General features: G+C 72.4%; 16 protein-coding genes and 1 pseudogene. 8 read left to right on the top strand and 9 right to left on the bottom strand.

Annotated elements, in window-relative coordinates; all coding sequences use genetic code 11:
* Positions 1-66: 66 nt before the first annotated feature.
* Complete coding sequence (locus tag ACQPYA_RS15000) at positions 67-885, bottom strand: SAM-dependent methyltransferase (RefSeq protein ID WP_433533208.1); 819 nt, start codon at positions 883-885, stop codon at positions 67-69.
* A 337-nt stretch (positions 886-1,222) separates the two neighbouring features.
* Between ACQPYA_RS15000 and katG the strand changes: the two genes are divergently transcribed.
* From katG to ACQPYA_RS14960, 8 genes and pseudogenes are all read left to right on the top strand, one after another.
* The gene (katG, locus tag ACQPYA_RS14995) at positions 1,223-3,418 is read left to right on the top strand and encodes a catalase/peroxidase HPI (RefSeq protein ID WP_433533207.1); all 2,196 of its coding nucleotides are present in this window, start codon (positions 1,223-1,225) and stop codon (positions 3,416-3,418) included.
* A gap of 89 nt (positions 3,419-3,507) precedes the next feature.
* Entirely contained in the window at positions 3,508-4,701 is a 1,194-nt protein-coding gene (locus tag ACQPYA_RS14990; RefSeq protein ID WP_433533206.1) for an SPFH domain-containing protein, read from the top strand.
* The gene (locus ACQPYA_RS14985) at positions 4,698-5,822 is read left to right on the top strand and encodes a hypothetical protein (protein WP_433533205.1); all 1,125 of its coding nucleotides are present in this window, start codon (positions 4,698-4,700) and stop codon (positions 5,820-5,822) included. Before ACQPYA_RS14990 ends, ACQPYA_RS14985 begins: the two co-directional genes overlap by 4 nt.
* A gap of 161 nt (positions 5,823-5,983) precedes the next feature.
* Positions 5,984-7,696, top strand: coding sequence for an ABC transporter transmembrane domain-containing protein (locus tag ACQPYA_RS14980; protein WP_433533204.1), 1,713 nt, complete (start codon positions 5,984-5,986; stop codon positions 7,694-7,696).
* Entirely contained in the window at positions 7,693-9,447 is a 1,755-nt protein-coding gene (locus tag ACQPYA_RS14975) for an ABC transporter ATP-binding protein (protein ID WP_433533203.1), read from the top strand. The genes ACQPYA_RS14980 and ACQPYA_RS14975 overlap by 4 nt, the downstream gene beginning before the upstream one ends.
* 107 nt (positions 9,448-9,554) lie before the next feature.
* A pseudogene (locus ACQPYA_RS14970) lies at positions 9,555-9,779 on the top strand (DUF427 domain-containing protein); the annotation flags it as partial.
* 107 nt (positions 9,780-9,886) lie between these two features.
* A complete protein-coding gene (locus ACQPYA_RS14965) occupies positions 9,887-10,318 on the top strand; it encodes a DUF427 domain-containing protein (RefSeq protein ID WP_433533202.1) in 432 nt (143 codons plus the stop codon).
* 104 nt (positions 10,319-10,422) lie between these two features.
* Positions 10,423-11,379, top strand: a complete 957-nt coding sequence (locus tag ACQPYA_RS14960) for a LysR family transcriptional regulator (protein WP_433533201.1) — start codon at positions 10,423-10,425, stop codon at positions 11,377-11,379.
* Here ACQPYA_RS14960 and ACQPYA_RS14955 read toward each other — a convergent pair.
* Genes ACQPYA_RS14955 through ACQPYA_RS14920 form a run of 8 tightly spaced genes read right to left on the bottom strand, consistent with a single transcriptional unit; the run spans position 11,340 to position 19,478 of the window.
* Complete coding sequence (locus ACQPYA_RS14955) at positions 11,340-12,539, bottom strand: vWA domain-containing protein (protein WP_433533200.1); 1,200 nt, start codon at positions 12,537-12,539, stop codon at positions 11,340-11,342. The genes ACQPYA_RS14960 and ACQPYA_RS14955 overlap by 40 nt on opposite strands.
* Positions 12,536-13,327: an SRPBCC family protein gene (locus ACQPYA_RS14950; protein WP_433533199.1), complete on the bottom strand. Its 792-nt coding sequence runs from the start codon at positions 13,325-13,327 to the stop codon at positions 12,536-12,538. Before ACQPYA_RS14950 ends, ACQPYA_RS14955 begins: the two co-directional genes overlap by 4 nt.
* Entirely contained in the window at positions 13,324-14,193 is an 870-nt protein-coding gene (locus ACQPYA_RS14945) for an AAA family ATPase (RefSeq protein ID WP_433533198.1), read from the bottom strand. Before ACQPYA_RS14945 ends, ACQPYA_RS14950 begins: the two co-directional genes overlap by 4 nt.
* Positions 14,190-14,762 carry a nucleotidyltransferase family protein gene (locus ACQPYA_RS14940; protein ID WP_433533197.1) on the bottom strand — a complete coding sequence of 191 codons (573 nt, stop codon included), beginning with the start codon at positions 14,760-14,762 and terminating at the stop codon, positions 14,190-14,192. Before ACQPYA_RS14940 ends, ACQPYA_RS14945 begins: the two co-directional genes overlap by 4 nt.
* Positions 14,763-14,770: 8 nt before the next feature.
* Positions 14,771-15,643, bottom strand: a complete 873-nt coding sequence (locus ACQPYA_RS14935) for an XdhC family protein (protein WP_433533196.1) — start codon at positions 15,641-15,643, stop codon at positions 14,771-14,773.
* A gap of 6 nt (positions 15,644-15,649) precedes the next feature.
* Positions 15,650-18,040 (bottom strand): aerobic carbon-monoxide dehydrogenase large subunit, encoded by a 2,391-nt coding sequence (locus ACQPYA_RS14930; protein WP_433533195.1) that lies wholly within the window; start codon positions 18,038-18,040, stop codon positions 15,650-15,652.
* Positions 18,037-18,603, bottom strand: coding sequence for a (2Fe-2S)-binding protein (locus ACQPYA_RS14925; protein ID WP_433533194.1), 567 nt, complete (start codon positions 18,601-18,603; stop codon positions 18,037-18,039). The genes ACQPYA_RS14930 and ACQPYA_RS14925 overlap by 4 nt, the downstream gene beginning before the upstream one ends.
* A 2-nt stretch (positions 18,604-18,605) precedes the next feature.
* Positions 18,606-19,478, bottom strand: a complete 873-nt coding sequence (locus tag ACQPYA_RS14920; RefSeq protein WP_433533193.1) for an FAD binding domain-containing protein — start codon at positions 19,476-19,478, stop codon at positions 18,606-18,608.
* Positions 19,479-19,502: the final 24 nt, after the last annotated feature.

Genomic DNA, 19,502 nt, shown 5'->3' with positions numbered 1-19,502 from the left:
GCTCGGTACCTGTCAACCGGACAGCCGGAACGCGAGCGGCGCTCGCCGTTCGGCACACCCCGTCGGTTACGGCTTGCGCCCGACGGCGCAGTACTGGTCGATCTCCTCGGGCCGGGCGGTCGAGCCGCCCTCCGGTCGCCAACGGGTCACCGACACGACCCCCGGTTCGACCAGCTCCAGGCCCTGGAACAGACCGGCGATCCGCTCGGGACTGCGCAGATGGTATCTGGGGTTGGCGGAGATGTTCCAGATCCGCACGGCCTCGGTGACCGCCTCGCTCGTGTCGCTGCCGTCGTACATCGCCAGGTAGCTCCCGGACGGCAGCCGGTCCATGATGCTGTCGATGATCGACTTCGCTTCCTCGTCCGACTCGATGTGACCGAGGACGCCCATCAGGATGAGTGCGACCGGCTCGCCCAGGTCCAACGTCCGCGACGCCTCGCGGAGAACCGTGGCCGGGTCACGAAGGTCCGCGTCGATGTAGTCGGTGGCACCCTCGGGGGTGCCGACGAGCAGAGCCCGGGCGTGCGTCAGCACCAGGGGATCGTTGTCGACGTAGACGATGCGCGCCTCCGGGGCCACCGCCTGGGCCACCTCGTGGGTGTTGTCGGCGGTGGGCAGGCCGGTCCCGATGTCGAGGAACTGCCGCACGCCCGCCTCACCGGCGAGGTGACGCACCGCCCGGACGAGGTACGCCCGGGAGAGCCGGGCGTTCTCCGCGAGCTGCGGCAGCGTCGAGATGATCTGATCGCCGACCGCACGGTCGGCGGCGAAGTTGTCCTTGCCGCCGAGCAGGTAGTTCCAGATCCGGGCGGTCTGCGGCACCCCGGTGTCCACCACGGGTTTCTGCCGCCCACCGCTGGCCACCGGCGGACTGTCCCTCACAACCACGACCCCCGTCCACTTCGAACAGCACCGATCTACCGGCGCAAGCCTAGACGAGTAGTTCCGAAGTCAGGGGTCGATGTTTCGGTTGCGGCGGGGGGGGTTGGGTTGGTGGCGGATCCCTACTCCCGGCCGCAGGACGCACACGCGCTGACGACCGAGGGACGCTCCCGGTCGCGGGACAGACACTCCCGCCGGCAACGGGCACCTCCAGGCCGCCCGACCCACACGGCGTGCCGTTCGGACTCTTCCCACATACAACCGGAAATTGGGGCATACTGCGCACCGTTCGGTAACCAGTCGGCCGGGACGAGAGATCGACAGGAGAAGAAGCGACGTGTCTGAGCGCGGCAGCGAGAGCGAGAACCCGGTAATCCCCTCCCCCACTCCGAAGCCGAGCCGGCCGAGGACGAACCAGGACTGGTGGCCGGGTCAGCTGAACCTGCAGGTACTCCACCAGCACTCTCCCCGGGCCAACCCGATGGGCGACGCCTTCGACTACCGGGAGGAATTCAAGAGCCTCGACGTCGAGGCGTTGAAGCGGGACATCTTCGAGGTCATGACCACCTCGCAGGACTGGTGGCCGGCCGACTACGGCCACTACGGGCCGCTCTTCATCCGGATGAGCTGGCACGCCGCCGGCACGTACCGCATCGAGGACGGTCGCGGCGGTGGCGGCGACGGCGCGCAACGCTTCGCCCCGCTCAACAGCTGGCCCGACAACGCGAACCTCGACAAGGCCCGCCGACTGCTCTGGCCGGTCAAGCAGAAGTACGGGCGGCAGGTCTCCTGGGCAGACCTCCTGGTCTTCGCCGGCAACTGCGCCCTGGAGTCGATGGGATTCACCACGTTCGGCTTCGGTTTCGGGCGCGAGGACGTCTGGGAGCCCGAGGAGATCTTCTGGGGACCCGAGGACACCTGGCTCGGCGACGAGCGTTACAGCGGCGACCGGCAGCTCGCCGGCCCGCTCGGCGCCGTGCAGATGGGGCTGATCTACGTGAACCCGGAGGGGCCCAACGGCACCCCGGACCCGCTCGCCTCCGCCCGGGACATCCGGGAGACCTTCCGCCGGATGGCGATGAACGACGAGGAGACGGTCGCGCTCATCGCCGGCGGTCACACCTTCGGCAAGACCCACGGCGCCGCCTCGGCCGAGTACGTCGGCCCCGAGCCGGAGGGCTGCCCGGTCGAAGCCGGCGGCCTCGGCTGGCACAACACCTTCGGCACCGGCAAGGGCCGGGACACGATCACCAGCGGGCTTGAGGGCGCGTGGACGCCCACCCCGATCACCTGGGACAACAGCTTCTTCGAGACCCTCTTCGGCTACGAGTGGGAACTCGCCGAGAGCCCGGCCGGCGCGAAGCAGTGGAAGCCGAGGGACGGGGCCGGGGCGGACACCGTGCCCGACGCCCACGACCGGACCCGCCGGCATGCCCCGATGATGGCGACGACGGACCTCGCGCTGCGCGCCGACCCGACGTACGAGCAGATTTCCCGGCGGTTCCTGGCGAACCCGGACCAGCTCGCGGAGGCGTTCGCCAGGGCCTGGTACAAGCTGCTGCACCGCGACATGGGGCCCGTTTCGCGTTACCTCGGCCCATGGGTGGCGCAGCCGCAACTGTGGCAGGACCCGGTCCCGGCCGTCGATCACGAGCTGATCACGGAGGGGGACGTCGCCGCCCTCAAGGGCCAGCTCCTCGCCGCGGGCCTCTCCATCTCCCAGCTGGTCCGGACCGCGTGGGCGTCGGCGGCGAGCTTCCGCGGCACCGACATGCGGGGCGGGGCCAACGGGGCCCGGATCCGCCTCGATCCACAGCGGAGCTGGGAGGTCAACGACGCGGGCGAACTCGCCACGGTGCTCCCGGCGCTGGAGCGGATCCAGCACGAGTTCAACAACTCGCAGTCGGGTGGGAAGCGGGTCTCGCTCGCCGACCTGATCGTCCTGGGCGGCTGCGCCGCCGTCGAGCAGGCGGCCCGCCACGCCGGGCACGACGTGACGGTCCCGTTCGCACCGGGACGTACGGACGCCGCGCAGGCAGAGACCGACGTGGCGTCGTTCGCTCCGCTCGAACCGAGGGCGGACGGGTTCCGCAACTACCTGCGCGCCGGACAGAAGCTCTCGCCGGAGACCCTGCTGCTGGACCGGGCCAACCTGTTGACGCTGACCGCCCCCGAGATGACGGTCCTGCTCGGCGGCATGCGGGTGCTGGACGCCAACGCGGGGCAGGCACGACACGGCGTCCTCACCGCCCGGCCCAGCACCTTGACCACCGACTTCTTCGTGAACCTGCTCGACGTCGACACCGAGTGGAGGACCTCCACCTCGACCGAGAACGTGTACGAGGGTCGGGATCGCGGCACCGGCGAGGTCAGGTGGACCGCCACCGCCGTCGACCTCGTCTTCGGCTCGAACTCCCAGCTCCGGGCCATCGCAGAGGTCTACGCCAGCCACGACGCGCAGGAAAAGTTCGTCCGTGACTTCGTCGCGGCATGGGTCAAGGTCATGAACCTGGACCGGTTCGACCTCACCTGAGCGGGACGCCGGCGCCGGGCCGGTCGAGTTGCCGTCGACCGGGGCAGCGGCCGGGCCGGGCGGGTGCGCCGTCGCGGGGATCGTGGCTGGTGGGCGCTTGCTATCGTCGCCGCTACGCCGATGATCTCGGCAGCGGGGCGGAGAAGGGGGAGGCCATGGGGCTGATGGACAAGCTCCGGGGCGAGTTCGTCGACATCGTGGAGTGGCTGGACGACAGCCGGGACACCATCGTCTGGCGCTTCCCCCGGTACCAGAACGAGATCAAGATGGGCGCGCAGCTGGTCGTCCGCGAGTCCCAGACGGCGGTGTTCGTCAACGAGGGGCAGATCGCCGACGCCTTCCCGCCCGGCACGTATTCGCTGGAGACCCGGAACCTGCCCATCCTGTCCACCCTCAAGGGCTGGAAGCACGGCTTCAACTCGCCGTTCAAGGCCGAGGTGTACTTCGTCAACACCCGGCAGTTCACCGAGATGAAGTGGGGCACCCAGAACCCGGTGATCCTGCGCGACGCCGAGTTCGGCGTGGTCCGGCTGCGGGCGTTCGGCGCCTACTCGGCGCGGGTGGTGGACGCGCAGCGGCTGCTGCGGGAGCTGGTCGGCACCGATCCGCAGTTCCGCACCGAGGAGGTGCAGGAATACCTGCGTCAGCTCATCGTGGGACGGCTCGGCAACGCGCTGGCCACCGCCGGCGTGCCGTTGCTGGACCTGGCCGCGCACCAGGACGCGATCGGCCGGCGGCTGGCCGGCGTGCTGACCGAGGAACTCGCGGACGTCGGCATCGCGGTCCCCAAGTTCGTCATCGAGAACATCTCGGTGCCGCCGGAGGTCGAGCGGGCGCTGGACAAGCGGACCAGCATGGGCGCGGTCGGCGACCTGGAGAGGTTCACCCGGTTCCAGGCGGCCACCGCGCTGGAGGAGGCGGCGAAGAACCCGGGCGGCGAGGCGGGCGCCGGTGTCGGGTTGGGCATGGGCATGGCCATGGGCCAGCAGATGGCCCGGACCATGTCGGGCGAGGCGGCGACGCCGTCGGCACCGGTCCCCGTACCGCCGGCCGCCGCCGAGCCGCCGCCCCTGCCGAACCAGGCGCAGTGGTTCATCGGCGTCGACGGGCAGCGGCAGGGTCCGTTCGACCTCGGTGGGCTGGCCGAGCGGGCGGGTGCGGGCACGCTGGGCCCGGAGACGCTCGTCTGGCGGGCCGGCATGGCGCAGTGGCAACCGGCCGGGCAACTGCCGGAGATCGCCTCGGTGCTGGCCAGCGTCCCGCCGCCGCTGCCGCCGCAGTGAGCACGGCACACGGCACCGACCCGCAGCGCAGCGGAGGGCCGGCCGCCCTCCCTCCGTCGTCGTACCAGTGCGGGGGCTGCGGCGCCCGGGTGGAGCACGCGCCGGGCACGACGGAGCTGAGCTGCCCGTACTGCGGGTACCGGCAGCAGATCGAGGGGGCCGGCCGCCAGGTCCGCGAGCACGCGTACGCCGAGCTGGCCGGGCTGGCGCGCAAGCCGGCGGCCAGCATCGGCGCGCACGCGTTCGTCTGCCCGGGCTGCGGCGCCCACACCGAGAGCAACGCGCTCGCCCAGCGCTGCCAGTTCTGTGCCACGCCGCTGGTGGCGGAGCCGGCGGCGGGCGGGCTGATCGCCCCGGAGGCGGTGCTGCCGTTCGCGGTGGACCGGTCGGGGGTGCGCAGCGCCCTGGGCCGGTGGTGTCGCAGCCGCTGGTTCGCGCCGAACAGCCTGAAGAAGGTCAGCGAGGCGGAGACGCTCAAGGGCACCTACCTGCCGCACTGGACGTTCGACGCGCGGACCGTCTCGGACTACCGGGGCCAGCGCGGTGAGCACTACTACGTCACCGAGACGTACACGGTGACGGTGGACGGCAAGCCGGAGACGCGCACCCGGCAGGTGCGGCACACCCGGTGGCGCCCGGCGCACGGCACCGTCCGCCGCGACTTCGACGACGTGCTGGTGCCCGCCACGACGCATCTGCCGGAGCGACAGCTGGACCAGCTGACCCCGTGGCCGCTGGCCGAGGCGGTCGCGTACCACGGGGACTACCTGGCCGGCTATCACGCGCTGCGGTACGACACCGAGCCCGAGACGGGGCTGACCGGGGCGAAGGCCCGGATGGCGCCGGTCATCGAGCGGGACTGCCGGTCGGACATCGGCGGTGACGAGCAGCAGGTCAGCTCCGTGGACACCACCTACTCGGAGGTGACGTACAAGCTGCTCCTGCTGCCGGTGTGGATCGCCGCCTACCTGCACGCCGGCCGGTCGTACCAGATCCTGGTCAATGCCCGGACCGGTGAGGTCATCGGCGAACGCCCGTACAGTGTCGCCAAGATCACGGCGGCGGTGCTGGCCGTGCTGGCGCTGGTCGCGGCGGTCGTGGTGGGGTACCTGGTGAGCTGACCGGGCGGGCGGGATTGTTCGGGCGGCGCCCCGGGACGGCGTCGACCGGGTGCGCCTACGGATAGCGCCGGGCCAGGACAGTAGGTTAGCCTAACCTAACTTGTCGAGAGTGGGGCGGGGATGGCAGAGACGACGGCGCGGCTCCGCAAGCGTACCGGCCGATGCCGGTCGCGGTGGGTGGCATAACCGTGCGCGCCGCCTCCCCGGCCGATCGGCTGATCGGCGAGATGTTCTGGCGTCAGCGACGTGACGCCGCGCTGTGCGCCACCTTCTGGTCACTGCACCAGATATGCGAGGCACTCGTCCCGGTGGCCATCGGCCTCGTCATCGACCAGGCCGTCGGCACCGGTTCGACCGCGGCGATGGCCTGGTCGGTCCTGGGGATCTTCGCGCTCTTCACCGCTCTCACCATGGGCTGGCGGTCGGGATTCTGGTTCCTCTCCAAGGCGGTGACGGAAGAGTCCCACGAACTGCGCATGCGGGTGGTCCGCCGGCTCCTCGCCGGGCAGGGCATCCGCACCGGCCGCCAGAGCGGTGAGCTGCTGTCGATCGCGACCTCCGACACCCAGGCCGCCGCCGATTCGCTTGAGCTGGGCAGCCGGGTCGTCTCCGCGCTGGTGGGGCTCGCCGTCTCGACCGTCGTCCTGCTGCGCATCGACTGGTCACTCGGCCTCGGGCTGGTGGTCGGCATCCCGGTGCTCGTGCTCGGCCTCAACGCGCTCGGGCCGGTCGTGGGGCGCCGCACCTCGGCACAGCAGCAGGCCATCGGCCGGGCCGCCGCGACAGCGTCGGATCTCCTGCGCGGGCTCCGGCCACTTCGCGGTTTCGGCGGCGTCGGCGAGGCCGCGCGGCGCTACCGTACCGCCAGCCACTCGTCACTGCGCGCCAACATCGGCGCGGTCAAGGCCGGCGCCGCGTTCGTCGGCGCGTCGACGTTCACCACCGGCCTGCTGATCACGATCGTGGCCGCGTTGGCGGGCTGGTTCGCCCTGGAGGGGCGGATCACGATCGGGCAGCTCATCACGATCGTCGGGCTGGCGGCGTTCATCACCGATCCGGTGCTCAACCTCGCCGACTGTGTCTTCCGGCTCGCCACCGCACGGGCCAGCGCGGCCCGCGTCGCCGAGGTGCTCGCCGCACCCGAGCGCGCCTCCGGCGGCGTACAGGCGGCACAGTCGGGCACGCTGGTCCTCGACGAGGTGCACGCACCGGGCCTGGACGGCGTCACTCTCGCCGTGGAGCCCGGTGAGATCCTCGGGATCGTCACCGCGGAGACCACGACCGCGGACCACGTCACCGACCTCCTCGCCGGCGTCCGGCGGCCCGCGCAGGGCGAGGTGACGCTCGCCGGCACGCCGCTCCAGGACCTCGACGTCGCCTCGTTGCGCCGGGTCGTGCTCGTCGAGCCGCACGCGGTCGACCTGTTCGGGGGCACGCTGCGCGAGGTGCTGCAAAGCGGCGACGACCGGGACGACGCGGCGCTGCACCGGAGCATGACCGCGGCCTCCGTCGGTGACCTGCTCACCGACGGCGACGCGGGGCTGGACCGCGAACTGCTCGACCACGGGTCGAACCTCTCCGGCGGGCAACGGCAGCGACTCGCCCTCGCGCGGGCGCTGCTCGCCGACCGGCCGGTCACCGTCTTCCGCGACCCGACGACGGCGGTCGACGCGGTCACCGAGCACGCCATCGCCGACGGGATACGCGCGTGCCGGGCCGGGAACGCGCACGCGACGGTCCTGGTCACCACCAGCGCGCCCCTGCTCGACCGGTGCGACCGCGTCGTCTTCCTCCACGCCGGCCGGGTGGCGGCCGTCGGACGCCACCGTGAGCTGCTCGGTCGGTCCGCGTACGCCGAGGTGGTGCTCCGGTGAGCGGCGCGGCCTCCACGATCCTTCCCGTCGCCAGCGGTCGGGCCACCCTCGCCGCCTTCTGGCGGGCCCTGCGACGCTATCCGGCGCTCGCCTGGATGTCGGTCGTGGCATCCGTCGCGGCGAGCGCCGCCGCGGTCGTCGTGCCGATCCTGCTCGGCCGGCTGGTCGACCTGGTCGTTGCCGGCGGCGCCATCGGATCCCTGCTTCAGACCTCGGCCTGGATCCTCGCCGCCGGTCTCGCCGCCGCGGTGCTGACCGGCGTCTCCCGGTGGCTGGTCACCGAATGGGGCATGCGCGCCTGCGCCGACCTCAGGGAAGAGGTGCTCGACCACGCGCTGCGGATGGACGCGGTCCGACTGGAGAGCGCCGGAGCCGGCGACGTCGCCTCCCGGGTCACCGAGGACGTGGAGCAGGTCACCGGCTCGATCCGGCTGGCCGCGGGAATCTTCACCGCGCTGGTCACCGTCGTCATCACGTTCGCCGGCTTCGCGACGCTCGACTGGCGGATCGCCGCCGCGTTCCTGGTCGTCTTCCCGATGCACGCGCTGAGCCTGCGCCGGTTCGTGCCCCGGGCCAAGCGGCTCTACGCCGCCGAGCGGGAGGCCGCGGCGGTCCGGACCCAGAGCCTGCTGACCACCTTCACCGGCGCCCGGACGGTCCACGCGTACGGCATGCAGGAGCGGCAGAACCTGCGGGTGGACGGGGCGTCGCGGAATGCGGTCGTCGCGCGGCTACGGGCCGTCCGGGGGTTCCTGTGGTTCGCGAACATGATGAACTACGCGGAGGCGGTCGGCCTCACCGCCGTGCTCCTCACCGGCTTCCTGCTGGTCCGCGCCGGCGAGAGCAGCGTCGGTGACGTCACGGCCGCAGCCCTGCTCTTCCACCGGCTCTTCGGCCCGCTCAGCATGCTGCTGATCTCGTTCAACGACATCCAGTCGGCCGGCGCGGCGCTGGCCCGGCTCGTCGGCATCGCCGGGCTCGACGTGCCGCCGACGCGGGGGGCCGGCCGAGGCTCCGCACGGCCGGCCGGTGGCATCGCCGCCAAGTCGATCTGGCATCGCTACCCCGGCGGGCCGATCGTCGTGCACGACGTCTCGATCGAGATCGCCGAGGGCGAGTCGCTCGCCGTCGTGGGCGAGAGCGGGGCCGGCAAGACGACCCTCGCGGCCATCCTCGGCGGGGTGTTCCCCGCCGCCGAGGGCGAGGTGCTGCTGGGTGGCCGGCCGATCGGCGATCTGGATCCGGCGGAGCTGCGCCGCACGGTCGGCGTCGTCACCCAGGAGGTCCACGTCTTCGCCGGCACCCTCGCCGACGACCTCCGGCTGGCCGCCCCCCGGGCCTCCGACGACGACCTGCACGCCGCGTTGGCCCTGGTCGGCGCCGACGAGTGGGTCACCGCGCTGCCCGACGGGCTGAACACCACGGTCGGTGAGGGCGAGCATCCGATCACCCCCGGGCAGGCACAACAGCTGGCGTTGGCCCGGATCGCCCTGCTCGACCCACCGATCGTCGTCCTCGACGAGGCGAGTGCCGAGGCCGGCAGCGCCGGCGCGCGACAACTCGAACTGGCCAGCGCCGCCCTCATCCGCGGCCGTACCGCGATCGTCGTCGCCCACCGGCTCACCCAGGCCCAGACGTGCGACCGGATCGCCGTGATGGCGCACGGCCGGATCGTCGAGCTGGGCCGCCCGGACGAACTCATCGCCGCCGGCGGCAGGTACGCCGAACTCTGGTCCGCCTGGCACCGCTGACCGGAGCGGTTCAGCGGGCGAAGCGGCCGGCGCGGCGGGCCGGCGCGTGAAAGGGTCGCCTCGATCGTTGAACCGGTACCCACCCTGAAATCAGCGCAGGAGGACCGGTGGCGGACTACCCGAAGGCGATCACCCAGGTTGACCACATCGAGCCGGTGCCGCGCCGGATCCGCGCCTTCCTCGCCGGGGAGCGGGTGCTGGACACCACCCGGGCGCGGTACGTCTGGGAGTGGCCGCTCTACCCCCAGTACTACGTCCCGGCCGACGACGTGCACCGCGACTTCCTGGTCGACGAGCGGCAGTCGGAGCCGTCCCGGCGCGGCACCGCCCGGTTGCACGGGCTGCGGGTGGGCGAGACCTCCCGGAGCGCCTGCGCCCGCTGGTACGGGGACGACGCGGTCGCCGGGCTGGCCGACAGATCCGGTTCGACTGGGCCGCGATGGACGCCTGGTTCGAGGAGGACGAGCAGGTCTTCGTGCACGCGCGTAACCCGTACGCCCGGGTCGACGCGCTGCGCTCGACCCGCCGGGTACGGGTGGAACTCGACGGAGTGGTGCTGGCCGACTCGGCCGCGCCGGTGCTGCTCTTCGAGACCGGTCTGCCGACCCGCTACTACCTGAACCGGACCGACGTGGACTTCCGTCACCTCGTCCCGTCGACGACCAGGACCTCCTGCCCGTACAAGGGCCGGACCAGCGACTACTGGTCGGTCCGCGGCAACGGCGCGGCGCACGCGGACCTCGCCTGGTCGTACGCCTTCCCCACCGGAGCGCTGCTGCCGATCGCCGGGCTGATCGCCTTCTACAATGAGAAGGTCGACCTGATCGTCGACGGTGTGCGACTGGATCGGCCAAAAACGCACTTTTCCTGAGGCCAGGTGGGTTGGCGGCGGCCCGGCACAGCGGGCATGATCGAGCTTTCTCGCGAGGGAAACTCCGGATCGTGCGATCGGGGGTGGGAAGAGGTTCGACGCCGATGACCCCGGCACAGCTGCGCGCATACGTCGCGGTGGTCCGGACGGGCTCCGTCAAGCAGGCCGCCGCGCAGCTCGATGTCTCCGAGTCGGCCGTCTCGCTGCACATCGCGCAGTTGCGCAAGGAGTTCGGCGACCGGCTCTTCTCCCGGACCTCGGTGGGGCTCGCGTTCACCCCGGGCGGGCTGCGGCTGGCCAGCCGGGCGGCCGAACTGCTGGGCTTGCAGGACCGTACGGTGGTGGAGGTGAACGCCGCGGCGCGTGGTCGCCGGCTGCTGCGGGTCGCCGCCTCCAGCCTCTTCGCCGAGCTCGCCGCGCCGGGGCTGATCGAGCTGTTCACCAAGCGCGCCGCCGACCTCGACGTCGAGCTGAGCGTACGTAACCCGATGTCCTTCGAGACGCTGCTGCTGACCCGTGCCGCGGACATCGCCATCGGCCCGCAGCCGCCAGTCATGGACCGCGCGATCGCCTCCCGGCCGGTGATGAACTACCGGCTGGTGATCGTCGTCGGGCCGGAGCATGCACTGGCCGGCGTACGGGCGTCAGCGGCCCAACTGCGCGAGCAGACCTGGTTGCTCGGGCCGTCGGCCGCCACCGACCTGGGCGCGGTCCAGGCGATGCTGCGCCGGCTCGCCGTGCCGGACGACCGGCAGCAGATCTTCCAGAGTCATGCGGCCGCGCTGGGCGAGGCGAAACGGGGCAAGGGCATCGCGCCGGCGTTGTCGTTCACCGTCGCGCCGGAGGTCCGCAACGGCGATCTCCTGCTGCTGGCCGGGCCACACACGACGTGCGAGGCGGTGTGGCATTCGCAGGTGCTCACCGGGCCGGGCGCGCCGTCGGCCGCGGCCGAGCTGTCCCGGTTCGCGTCGACCTCGCGGGCGATCCAGGCGATGATGCGCGGCGCGGGCGTCAGCGTGGGTCACTTCAGGCCGGCGGTCCACGTGACACTGTGGAGCTGACCGGCGGCGTCCAGCAGGTCCTGGAACGTCCCGGCCGGCAACAGCCGGTCGCAGTAGGGCAACGCGGCGGCCATGCCCGCCACCCGGGGAGCGAAGCCGGGCACGCCGGCCCGCGGATTCAACCAGAAGATCCGGTACGCGCGGCGGCGCAGCCGCGCCATCGCGGCGGCGAGTTCACCGGGCGGGTCGCTGTCCCAGCCGTCCGAGCCGATCACCACCACCGCTCCGCGTAGCGCGTCGCCGTGATGGGACGCGAGGAGGGCACGCAGGTTCGTGGCGATCCGGGTACCGCCGAACCGGTCGGTCACGGCCGCGCTGGCCTGGGCAATCGCGGCGGCCGGCGAGGTGTGTCGCAGCGCGACCGTGAGCCGGGTCAGCGTGGTGGCGAACGCGAACACCTCCGCGTCGGTGACCGTCACGAACGCCCGCATCAGGTGCAGGTAGGCCGTCGCCTGCGTCCGCATCGACTCGCTGACGTCGCAGAGCAGCACGACCCGGCGCGGTCGCCGCACCGGCCGCTCGCGTACCACCTCGACGGGTTCCCATGCGGTGCGGCGGGCCCGGGCGACGGTCGGTCGCAGCGCGACCCGCCGTCCGGCCGGGCTCACGGCGTGCCGCCGGGTGCGCCGGCTGGGCCAGCCGGCGACGGCCGCGCGCAGGGCCTCGCCGAGCAGCGCGGTCTGCGCCTCGTCGAGCGCCTCGAACGGCCGGTCGGCGAGCCCGGCGACCGCGGCGGGACGCCGCTCGGGCAGCCGCAGCGCGGTGTCGGACTCCGCCGCCTCGGCGACGGCCGGTGGCAGCGTCGCCCACGGCAGCCCGCCGCCGGCTCCCGCGTCGGCGGTCTGCGCGGGCACCGGGACGTGCACGTCGTCGCGGCGGCCGGGCGGGGCGGCGGAGCGGGTCAGGGGCAGCGGCGGCGCGTCGGCGAAGACCGCGGTGAAGACCCGGTCGAAGGTGGCGAGGTCGACGTGCCGCCGGACCAGGCTGATCCGGGCGGCCCAGTAGAGGGTGGACAGCTGGACGGGCGGGTTGACGGCGAGCGCCCGGACGAAGTCGTCGACCTGGGTGAGCCCGGTCGGGACGCCGGCGTGCCGCAGCCGGTCGGCGAACGCCACCGCGAACGCGGCCCGGTCGATCCCGCCCAGCGGGGCGGAGGTCACCGCCGGGCGACCAGCCAGGCGATCACCGCGCCGACCACGACGAGGCCGACCAGCACCGGCACGATCCGCTTGGTGATCGATCCGCCGGCGATGCTGAGCAGGTCCAAGGCGTCGTCGTCACGGTTGGGGGTGGCCGGTGCGGCGGGCGCGGGTTGGGCGGTGGCGACGGGCGTGCTCGCGGCGGGACCGGTGGTCGCCGTCGCGGCGGGGGTGGACTCCGGCCCGGTGGCGGAGCCGGCCGGAGAGTCCGCCGACGCCGGGCCCGCCGGCGCGGGAGCCGCAGCCGCCGGGTCCGCCGGCACGGTCGCGGAGGCCGGGGTGGCGGAGGCCGGGGTGGCGGGCTGCTCGGCCGCCAGCTTCGTTTCGAGGTTGGCGACGAACTGGCCGAGCAGCTTGCCCGACACCTCCTTGATCATGCCGCTGCCGAACTGGGCCAGCTTGCCCGAGATCCGCAGGTCGGTGTCCACGCTCACCAGGGTCCGGTCGCCGTCCGGGCGCAGCTGCGCGGTGATCGCCGCGGCGGCGTTGGCCGCCGAGCGGGCGTCCCGGCCCTTGGCGTCGATCACCGCCCGGTACTGCGTGTCGTCCTTCTCGGCGAACTGGGCGGTGCCGGCGAAGTCGGAGATGACGGGTCCGACCTTGACCTTCACCTTGCCCTTGTAGACGTCGCCGTCGACGCCGGTGAGTTGGGCGCCCGGCAGGCAGGGCGCGATGCCTTCGAGGTCGGTGAGGACCGTCCAGGCCCGCTCGATCGGGATGCTGACCGAGAACTCGTTAGTGATCTTCAAGGTTGACTCTCCTGATGGGTGCCGAGCGCGGCGGCGACGGCGACGCGGTCGTCGGGGGTCTTGGCGATGGTGCCGATGGTCCGCAGGACGTCGGCGGCGGCGAGGTCGGTGGCGCCCAGTACGGAGAGCGCGGCGACCCAGTCGATGACCTCGGCCATGCCGGGCGCCTTCTCCAGCTCCAGGCCACGCACGCCGCCGATGAACTCGGTCGCCGTGCGGATGAGTGGCTCGGCCGCGCCCGGCACGGCCCGGCGGACGATCTCCACGGCGCGGGCCGGCTCCGGGAACTCGATCCAGTGGTACAGGCAGCGGCGGCGTAGCGCGTCGTGCAGTTCCCGGCTGCGGTTGGAGGTGAGCACCACGATCGGCGGTGTGCTCGCGGTGTAGGTGCCGAGTTCGGGGATGGTGATGCCGGCCTCGCCGAGGAACTCGAAGAGCAGCGCCTCGAACTCGTCGTCGGCGCGGTCGATCTCGTCGATCAGCAGCACCGGCGGCACCGGCCCCCGGTGGCGTACGGCCCGCAGGATCGGCCGTTCCTGGAGGAACTCGGCGCTGAACAGGTCGGCGTCGGTCAGTTGCGCCTGCTGCGCCTCGGCGAGCCGGATCGCGAGCAGCTGCCGCTGGTAGTTCCACTCGTAGAGCGCCTCGCTGGCGGTCAGGCCCTCGTAGCACTGCAACCGGATCAGGGTGGTGTCCAGCGCCCGGGCCAGTGCCTTCGCGGCGGCGGTCTTGCCGACGCCGGGCTCGCCCTCCAGCAGCAGCGGCCTGCCGAGCCTCAGGGCCAGGAAGAGGGCCATCGCCATGCCGTCGTCGGCCAGGTAGTCGACGGCGTCGAGGCGGCGCGCGACGGCCAGCGGATCCTTCATCGCGCCTCGCCCGCCAGCAGCCGCGCGTAGTCCGCCCGGGTGTCCACGTCGATCGGCACCGGGCCGGCGGCGGACACCTCGGTCACCGGGTGGCGGCCGGAGTGCAGCAGCTTCCACACGGCCTTGTCGCCATGCAGGTCGCGCAGTTCGGGAAGGACCTCGCGGCCGAACCGGAACGGATGTCCCAGCCCGTCGGCGTACCGGCACACGGCCAGCGCGGTTCGCGCCGCGGCGACCCGCCGGACGTCGGCGGCGCGTACGCCGGGCTGGTCGCCGAGGAGCAGCACGAGCGCGTCGGCGCGCGGGTCGACCAGCCGCACCGCGGTGCTGATCGAGGAGCCGCAGCCGCTGCTGAAGTCGGCGTTCTCGACGACCTGGACCCCGGTGAGGTCCACCCGCTCGCGGACCCGGTCCGCCGCGCCGCCCAGCGTCACCAGCAGCTGGTCGAATCCACACGAGCGGGCCAGGTCCAGGGTCGCGTCGAGCAGGGTCCGCCCACGGTACGGCAGCAGCTGTTTGGCCTCGCCGAGGCGCACGGACGCGCCCGCGGCGAGCACCAGGCCGGTCACCTTCACGGCTATGCCGCCGTGAAGCTCGCGAGGCAGCCCGGGCAGCAGAACCAGTGGTCCTGCCCGTCGACGCGGGCATGTGGCGTCTCCGGTCCGACCATCACCGTCATGCCGCACACCGGGTCGACGGCCTGCCGAGCCCGGGTCGCCGGCCGGCCCGCGGTCGGGGCCAGGCCGTCCACCCTGATCGCGCGGACCACCTCGGCCAGCACCGACAGGGCGATCTCCGCCGGGGTACGCGCCCCGATGTCCAGCCCGGCCGGCGAGTGGATGCGGGCCCGCTCGGCGTCGGTCAGCTGCATCTCGTCGAGCAGGGCCGCGGCGCGCTTGTGGCTGGCGACCAGCGCGACGAAGCCCACCCCGGCGTCGAGCGCGGCCCGGATCGCGTCCTGCTCCCCCTTGCCGAGCCCGGCCACCACGACCGCGGTCGCCCCCGCGTAGTCGCCGGACGTCGAGACCTCGAAATCGAGGACAGCCGCCAGGGTCGCCACCGCGGCGCTGATCGGCGTGCTGCCCGCCAGCCCCAGCACCGGCGCGGGCAGCATCGGCCGCAGGAAGATCTCGATCGCGCCGCCCGAGTGGCACGGGTTCACCACCACCCGCGCGCCCGGGGTGTCGGGAAACGTGGCCGTGCCGTCGGGCAGCACCCGCAGCAGCAGCGTGTTGCCGTCCCGCAGGGTGTCGAGGGCGGCGGCGCGTACCGAACTCTCGGCGCACGCCCCGCCGACGAAGCCCTCGATCGACCCGTCCGACCGGATCACCGCCGCGTCACCGGGCAGCGCCGAGGTCGGCTCCTGGGCGCGCACCACGGTGGCGTACACGAACGGCTCGCGGGAGGCGGTCAACTCGCGGGCGCGGTCGGTGATCGTCGTCGACATCATGTCCCCTCAGATCGGCGGTTGGGCGCTGCCGCGCATCGCGTCCCAGACCCGCGACGGCGTCAACGGCATGTCGGCATGCCGTACGCCGAAGGGTTTCAGGGCGTCCACGACCGCGTTGACGATGGCCGGCGGCGAGCCGACGGTGGCCGACTCCCCCACGCCCTTCGCACCGATCGGGTGGTGCGGCGAGGGCGTGACGGTGTGGCCGGTCTCCCAGTCCGGCACCTCCAGCGCGGTCGGGATGAGGTAGTCCATCAACGACGCGCCGAGGCAGTTGCCGTCCTCGTCGAACGCGATCATCTCCATCAACGCCATGCCGACCCCGTCGGTCAGCCCGCCGTGCACCTGCCCCTCGATGATCATCGGGTTGATCCGGGTGCCGCAGTCGTCGACCGCGATGAAGCGCCGCACCGTCACCTGAGCGGTGCCGGGATCGATGTCCACCACGCAGATGTACGCGCCGTGCGGGTAGGTCAGGTTCGACGGGTTGTAGCAGATCTGCGCCTCCAGCCCACCCTCGACGCCGTCGGGGAGGTCGCCGGCGCCGTGCGCGCGCAGGGCGATGTCCTGGATCGTGACGGACCTGCCCGGGTCGCCCTTGACGTGGAACGCGCCCTTCTCCCAGTCCAGGTCGGCCATTGAGACCTCCAGCATGCCGGAGGCGATGATCCGGGCCTTGTCGCGGACCTTGCGGGCGACCAGCGCGGCGGCGGCGCCCGAGACCGGCGTGGAGCGGCTGCCGTAGGTGCCGAGGCCGAACGGGGTGTTGTCGGTGTCGCCGTGCACCACGTCGATGTCGGCCGGCGGGATGCCGATCTCCTCGGCGACGATCTGCGCGAACGTGGTCTCGTGCCCCTGCCCCTGGGACTGCACGCTCAGCCGCACCACGGCCTTGCCGGTCGGGTGCACCCGCAACTCGCAGCCGTCGGCCATGCCCAGCCCGAGGATGTCCATGTTCTTGCGGGGTCCGGCGCCGACGGCCTCGGTGAAGAACGCGATGCCGATGCCCATCAGCTCGCCCCGGGCCCGCTTCTCCGCCTGTTCCCGGCGCAACTCGGGGTAGCCGGCCAGCTCCATCGCCAGCCGCATGGTGGGCTCGTAGTCGCCGGAGTCGTACACCCAGCCGGTCTTGGTGGTGTACGGGAACTGCTCGGGTCGGATGAAGTTCTTCAGTCGCAGCTCGGCCGGGTCCATGCCCAGCTCGTCGGCGAGGCAGTCGACGATCCGCTCGACCAGGTAGACGGCCTCGGTGATGCGGAAAGAGCAGGCGTACGCGACACCGCCGGGGGCCTTGTTGGTGTAGACCGCGGTCATCTTGCAGTAGGCGGCCTCGATGTCGTAGCTGCCGGTGAAGACACCGAAGAAGCCGGCCGGATACTTCACCGGCGCGGCGGTGCCGTTGAATGCCCCGTGGTCGGCGAGCACGTTGGTGCGGATGGCCAGGATCCGGCCGTCCCGGGTCGCCGCGATCTCACCACGCATGATGTAGTCGCGGGCGAAACCGGTGCTGATCAGGTTCTCCGACCGGTCCTCCATCCACTTCACCGGCTTGCCGGTGACGATCGAGGCGACGATGGCGCAGACGTACCCGGGGTAGATCGGCACCTTGTTGCCGAAGCCGCCGCCGATGTCCGGCGAGATCACCTGGATCTTGTGTTCGGGGATCCCGGCCACGATGGCGTAGAGGGTGCGGTGCGCGTGCGGCGCCTGGGTGGTGGACCAGAGTCGCAGTTTGCCGTCGACCGCGTCGAAGTCGGCGACCGCGCCGCAGGTCTCCATCGGCGCGGGGTGCACCCGGGGGTAAACGATGTCCTCGGTGACCACCACGTCGGCGCGGGCGAACACGGCCGCGGTGGCCGCCTCGTCGCCGGTCTCCCAGTCGAAGCAGTGGTTGTTCGTCTTGCCCTCCAGGTCGTCGCGGATCAGCGGGGCATCCGGCGCCAAGGCGCGGCGCACGTCGACGACCGGGTCGAGGACGTCGTACTCGACGTCGATGAGTTCCAGCGCGTCGCGGGCGGCGTACCGGTCCTCCGCGACCACGAACGCCACTTCCTGGCCCTGGAAGCGGACCTTGTCGGTGGCGAGCACGGCCTGCACGTCGTTGGAGAGGGTCGGCATCCAGGCCAGGTTCTGCTCCGCCAGCATCGCCCCGGTCACCACCGCCTTGACCCCCGGCGACGCCTCGGCGGCGCTGGTGTCGATGTGGACGATCCGGGCGTGCGCCACCGGCGCCCGCAGGATCGCGAGGTGCAACATGCCGGGCAGTTGGACGTCGTCGACGTACCGGCCGCGGCCCCGGACGAAGCGCGGATCCTCCTTGCGCAGCATCCGGCCGTATCCGACGGGCTTCTGGTCGTTGTCGTGGAAGGTGTCCACGCGCTCGTGCACGGTGGTCATGAGACGCTCCCAACCGCCTGGCCGGCACCGGTTGGCTCGGCCGGCGCGGAGACCTCGCCGGCGGCGCTCGGCTGGCCCTGCTCGGGGACCCGGGCCGCGGCGGCGGCCTCCTGCACGGCGGCCCAGCGGACCGAGCGCACGATGGTGGCATAGCCGGTGCAGCGGCAGATCTGCCCGGAGATCGCCTCGCGGATCTCCGCCTCGGTCGGGTCCGGATTCCGGTCCAGCAGAGCGCGGGCGGTCATCATCATCCCGGGCGTGCAGAAGCCGCACTGGAGGCCGTGGCACTGCATGAAGCCCTGCTGGATCGGGTCGAGCTCGGCCCCGGAGGCCAGGCCCTCGACGGTACGCACCTGGTGGCCGCCGGCCATCGCGGCCAGTACCGTGCACGACTTCACCGGCTCGCCGTCCAGCCAGACCACGCAGGTGCCGCAGTTGCTGGTGTCGCAGCCCCAGTGCGTGCCGGTCAGGCCGAGCACGTCCCGCAGGAAGTGCACCAGCAGCAGCCGGCCCTCGATCTCGCGGGTGACCTCGACGTCGTTGACGGTCATGGTGACCTGCATGCTCAGCTCCTCGCCCGCTCGGCGGCCCGGCGCAGGGCCCGCTTGGTCAGCTCGGCGGCCAGATGCCGCTTGTAGTCGGCACTGCCGCGCTGGTCGGTGGCCGGGTCGCAGCTACGCGCCGCGATCGCCCCGGCCCGATCGAAGATCTCCTCGGTGGGTTCCTGGCCGCGCAGCGCCGCCGAGACCTCCGGGATGCCCGTGGTGTTCGGGCCGACCGCGGCCAGCCCCACCCGGGCGTCGGAGATCACGCCGCCGTCGAGCCAGATCGCCGCGCCCGCCGACACCACGGCCCAGTCGCCGGCCCGGCGCTCGACCTTCTCGTACGCGCTGCCGCCGCCCGGCCGCACCGGCAGCCGGATCTCGACGAGCATCTCCGCGTCGCCGACCGCCGTCTCGTAGGGCCCGACGTGGAACTCCTCCATCGAGACGACCCGCTCGGCGCCGCCCGGCCCGCGGACCACGCAGCTCGCGTCGAGGGTGGTGCAGACCGCGGACAGATCCTCGGACGGATCCGCCTGGCAGAGCGAACCGCCCAACGTGCCCCGGTTGCGCACCACCGGGTCGGCGATCACCCGCTCCGCGTCCGCGAAGATCGGGAACGACGCGGCCAGCTCGGCGGATTCGAGTAGTTCGCGGTGCCGGGTCAGCGCGCCGATGCGCAGCTCGTCCCGGCCCGGCCGGATGTAGCCCAACTCCCCGTGCAGATCGTTGATGTCGATGAGGTAGTCGAAGTTGGCCAGCCGCAACTTCATCATCGGCAGCAGGCTGTGCCCGCCCGCGACCAGTCGCGCCGTGCTGCCCAGCCGCTCCAACAGGCCGATCGCCTCATCCACAGTGGTGGCTCGCTCGTACTCGAACGGTGCCGGAACCTGCATCTCGCACCTCCGCAGTCCCGGCAG

Origin of the sequence: Micromonospora sp. CA-263727 (assembly GCF_050942455.1) — a bacterium.
Taxonomy (GTDB): domain Bacteria; phylum Actinomycetota; class Actinomycetes; order Mycobacteriales; family Micromonosporaceae; genus Micromonospora.
Note: the sequence above shows the minus strand (reverse complement) of the source record. Positions and strands in the feature narration are given on the sequence as shown.